General features: G+C 63.7%; 5 protein-coding genes and 1 tRNA gene. 2 read left to right on the top strand and 4 right to left on the bottom strand.

Going from position 1 to position 4,350, the window contains the following annotated elements; translation table 11 throughout:
* Positions 1–91 precede the first annotated feature (91 nt).
* The 3 genes from FL311_RS41470 to FL311_RS41460 form a co-directional block, all read right to left on the bottom strand.
* Positions 92–358: a hypothetical protein gene (locus FL311_RS41470; protein WP_228557435.1), complete on the bottom strand. Its 267-nt coding sequence runs from the start codon at positions 356–358 to the stop codon at positions 92–94.
* Positions 355–678, bottom strand: a complete 324-nt coding sequence (locus tag FL311_RS41465) for a YodC family protein (RefSeq protein WP_228557434.1) — start codon at positions 676–678, stop codon at positions 355–357. The genes FL311_RS41470 and FL311_RS41465 overlap by 4 nt, the downstream gene beginning before the upstream one ends.
* A 204-nt stretch (positions 679–882) precedes the next feature.
* A complete protein-coding gene (locus FL311_RS41460; protein WP_141333133.1) occupies positions 883–2,433 on the bottom strand; it encodes a DNA sulfur modification protein DndB in 1,551 nt (516 codons plus the stop codon).
* A gap of 444 nt (positions 2,434–2,877) precedes the next feature.
* Between FL311_RS41460 and FL311_RS41455 the strand changes: the two genes are divergently transcribed.
* Positions 2,878–2,995, top strand: a tRNA-Leu gene (locus FL311_RS41455).
* 98 nt (positions 2,996–3,093) lie between these two features.
* On the opposite strand, the gene FL311_RS41450 is transcribed toward FL311_RS41455, so the two are convergent.
* Complete coding sequence (locus tag FL311_RS41450) at positions 3,094–3,462, bottom strand: hypothetical protein (RefSeq protein ID WP_141333132.1); 369 nt, start codon at positions 3,460–3,462, stop codon at positions 3,094–3,096.
* A gap of 251 nt (positions 3,463–3,713) precedes the next feature.
* Between FL311_RS41450 and FL311_RS41445 the strand changes: the two genes are divergently transcribed.
* Positions 3,714–4,350 (top strand): AAA family ATPase (locus FL311_RS41445; RefSeq protein WP_141333131.1); only part of this gene is annotated, 637 nt, incomplete at its 3' end.

Here is a 4,350-nt window from a genome sequence, read left to right as displayed (position 1 = left end):
TCCCTCCCCCGAACCCCCTCCGAACCAACTACACAAGATTCGGGACTTGACCGTGCAGCCCCCATGAGGTACACGTCGGCCGTCTGCCTCCTCAGCCGCGTTGTTCGCGACCAGGCTCATCTTCGGCAACACGCCACCGCCAGTAGCGCTCCGGCTTGACCCACACAACCGTCTCGGCCGAGGCCTTCATGAAAGCGTCGAGGACCCTCTTGCCGAGGACCAGGTTGCCGTCGGCATTCTCGCGCAGCAAGGCGTCTGCGCCGTGCTTCGTGAGCATGTCGACGACGTCGTCTTGGTAGACACAGCCGTCGCGATGGAGAAGGGCCAGCATCCAGTCGGCCACCTCGGCGGGTGTCACGCGCCCGACCCGCCAGCGCCAGGAGCCGGCATTGGCGGCTTCACCGAGGCGGGTTCCAGCGAGGCCTCTGGGAGCCGACCGCTCTCCAGCTTCCTGCCGGCAAACCATTGGCATTGGTAGTAGTCGCCGTCGTCGCCGTCGTCGTCCCGGTACGTCACCGTCATCTCCGGGCCGCCGCTCTTGAGCTTCACGATGTCGCCGACCTGAAACCGGCTCTTGGCGCTTCCTTTTGTCATGTCGTCCCTCACCTCGTAAACGGTGGAGAAAAACAGCTCGCGCGTGTACTGCCTCTCCCTGTTCTGCTCGAAGGGATTGTCCATTCGCTCCGGGCTGAGGGCGCGTTGCAGCGCCAAGCGCGTCATCAAGCTGATGGACCTCTTCTCCTGGCAAGAGGTGTTACCCGGAGGAGGCGCGCAGCCGCCCCTCGCTATTCCTCTAAGCGCCCGCCGCCCAACATCGGCAGGCCTCTCGTGCGCTCTCCCTACGGCGAAGTGCCTCCGCCTTCACCTTGAAAGGAGTGATTCTTAGGCGGCCAGCTTCTCGGCCTCTGCCTCCGCCAGCTTCTTCTTCAGTGACACCAGTCCCGGGCGCGGTTCCAGGCCGACCTGAACGCGGAGTTGGTAGCGCACGAGGTCGGCGAGGTAGCGCGAGATGTCGCGCGTGTTCGGGCCGAGCTGGAGGCGGCCGGCGTCCTCATCCCAAGTGCCATATGGCCGGCGGATCGCGTCGGGGGTGATGTAGTCCTCGATCCCTGGGAACGCGGCTTCACGGTCCTCCCGGCTCATAAGATAGACGCGCCACAGCGGGTTGGTATGGGCAAAGTTCACCTGGCCGTCGGCGATAGCCTGGATGATAGCGTCCCGCTTAGCGTGCGCGGCCCCCGGGTCGCGCGCCTCCTCCCCGTTGTGGAAGGAGCGCACCAGGAAGGCCATGCCCTTGAGCATGGTCGAATGGGCGAGGAGGGTGAGCTTGTCCCAGCCCGGCTTGTTCCAGCCCGGCTGCTTGGCCAGCGCCTCCCAGAAGCGGTCGGCGTAGTCCTCCGACCCAATCACGTCGAGCGGGGTGATGCCCGACTGGTTGAAGGCGCCGCGGAAGAGGATGGCGCAGGTGTTGACGAGGTCGTCGCGGTAGATCGCCGGCTCCTCCAACTTTGCCCCCGACTTCTTGTGGCCGGCATCCACCACCCGGAGGCCATGCACGGAGCGGTTCAGTGCGAGCCGCTCGGTCACGTACTTGCTCACAGGGTTGGCGGCGTCGAAGGCGAGGGCCTGGGCGGCAGACGGCTTCTTGCCGAGCACGTTGAGGTCGTGGAAGAGCTGCCGCTCCTGCTCGGCATTCAGACCCAGGTGAACGGTGACGTCGACGGTGAAGGCGGTGCCGAACTCCGTCATGGCTGCGGTCCACACCTCCATTTCCTCGGAGGTCACCTCCTGGGTGTCATCGATCCAGAGCCCCTTCTTCGGGTACTTTGCATTGGTCAGGACGGTATTCAGCCACTCGTGAACAATCTCGGCCGCGCGGAGCCGGTGCTGCCCATCGACCACGAAGAGCTTCTGGAGCTTGTGAAGGTGGAGGATGGTTCCAGCGGAAGTGTCCTCGAATTCCAGGCCTTCATCCTGGATGTTGCGGATGTTCGCCGTGAACGGCTGGAGCGCCTGATATGGGCCCTCGCCCAGCTCGGCGAGGAGGTCATTGAGGCAGTCCGGGATATGCTTGCCACTGACCTTCCAACGCGCCTTCACGCCGGCGAGGAGGCCGCGAAGGACGTAGATGGCCAGCTTCTTGGCATGGTCCGGGATGAGCTGGCGCTGCGCGATCTGATCCGAGTTCTCGCCCATGGCGATGATGCGGGCCTCATTGGCTACAAGCGCCACCTCGCGGAACGTGGCCATCGTCATGGTGACGTTGAGGGTGTTGTTGCCCATGTTGAAGCCGGCCAACACGGGCAGGTCCACCGTGCCACGTCCGCCAGTCTTCTTGAGCTGGTCGAGGCCGTACCGCTTTTTGCTCTCGGTCATGTCGGTTTCCCTCTTGAACACCGGGCGTTCATTCGCCTGGCTGCCATAGAACACCATGAAACCGATGGAGTCAACCGCCTGGCTTACTGTTTTCTCTGCCTGGCGGAGGTTTTTAATGGCCAGGCGCGGAGATTTTCCGTCCTGCGGAGGTGTTAGGGCGCCTATCGCCCCATCTTCGCCAGGTCGTAATTGGGAGAAAGGCCCGGCTGCGGCGGTTCCGGCACCTAACAGGTTGCGCCGGGGGGGGCGAGTATGGGCCGCATGGGGCCCTGTTAAGGGCGGCGGGCTTGTGTAGAGAGTCGAGGAGGGCCGCTGGCGGGTGATATGCGCGGGCTGTTCGCCGGGCCGGAGGAGAGGCCGTTCCGCCTCTCTTGGGGCACTGCCGGCCCAAGCGGCCCACCCAGGCGCTCCGGACACAGCCAGAACAGGGCCTGGAGCCAGCAGCAAACTAGCAGCAAAATCCTTGGTGTCCGCGCGTGCTGGATGGGATGGCTGGACAGCCTGGGTGAAGAAACCTGAGTGGTTACGATGGGTTGTAAACCGCTGATAACTCCTGGACTGCCCTTCGCCTTGGTTCGGGACCAAGGGGTCGCAGGTTCAAATCCTGTCTCCCCGACCATGATTTGACGGGCTGGAGATCCTTCGGGGTCTCCAGCCCGTTTCCGTTTGGGGCTCTGGGGTCCGGAAGCCCCTGCACTACCGGGCCCGGACCTTCGGTCACTTGGGCTGAGCAGGGACGCGGGCCTGGAGCTCCGGGCGCGGGTAGGTGCGGAACTCGTCCTCCCACTTGCTGGCGGAGGGGACCACCTCGAACCGCGGCAGCTCGTCGTAGACGAAGTCGAACGTGAAATGGCCATCGGGCGTGAGCGTCAGCGTGGCTGTGTACCAGGCGTGGCCCTTCGGATTGAGCGGGACCATCCGGGGCCGCCGCTCCTCGAAGGCGTCGGTGACGTCGTCCGCAGGGACGAAGGAGCGCTGCTGGCCGTCGGCGAGTTGGTACAGGCCAGCCTCTTCGGAGAAGAGGGTGATGGCCAGGTACGAATAGGTGGCCTGTGTCCAGTCGTCGTCTTGCAGCCCGTCGAACACGCCTTGCGCGATGGTCTGATGGAGTTGCTCTCTCGCAGGGGCATGTCTGGGGGCTCGGGCCGACTGTCGCGTCAATCCAAGAGGCTGATGGCACGGAGTATCACTGGCTCGAAGGAGGGGCTGGATGAGAATTCCGTTCACATGTCGCCCCAACACGTTACCAGCCTCCAAGGGCATACTCCCTGGGAGGTATGTTCGTGAGGAAGCACGGCTCGTAACCTCCTCCATCCAATCCATGGAGGAGCGTCCACATGAGGCTGGATCGCGTTGTCATCCGGAACTACAAGTCGATCAAGTCGATTGAGCTGCGAATTCCCCAGAAGGAATCGCTACGCCAGGGCTCCGCGGACTTCCTCTCCATCGTCGGCGAGAACAACGCCGGGAAGTCCTCCATCATGGAGGCTATCAGGCTCGCATGCACCAACAGCATGAAGGTCGCGCCGGAGCAGTTTCCTGGCAATGACTTGAGTCGTGGGCCCATTGAAGTCGAGCTGGAGTTCGACCAACTGACGGAGAGGGACACGCAACTCGCCGCCCTCTCCGGCAACACCTACTCCGAAGGTGGCCAGCCGCGCTTCCGGCTGAAACGCATCTGGAAGACGCATGGGGTGGCTTCCGAGAACTGGGCATACACCCCAGGTCGGCCACCGGAGTACGAACTCACGGGCTGGACGTCCTCCAAGCAAGTCCTCTCCCTCAAGTCGCTTCGGGCGACGGTAGGGACAGAGGTGCTGTGGGCGCCGCTGCTCGAGCGATTCGCGGATGAGGCTCCGTCCGCGAAGATCACCCTGAGTCAGCTTGTTGAAGTCGCGCGCGAGCTCGCGTGGTCAAGTCCCGAATCTTGTGTAGTTGGTTCGGAGGGGGTTCGGGGGAGGGAGGCTCCTTGGC

The sequence above is a fragment of the Myxococcus sp. AB025B genome (assembly GCF_006518215.1).
Lineage (GTDB): Bacteria > Myxococcota > Myxococcia > Myxococcales > Myxococcaceae > Myxococcus > Myxococcus fulvus.
Note: the sequence above shows the minus strand (reverse complement) of the source record. Positions and strands in the feature narration are given on the sequence as shown.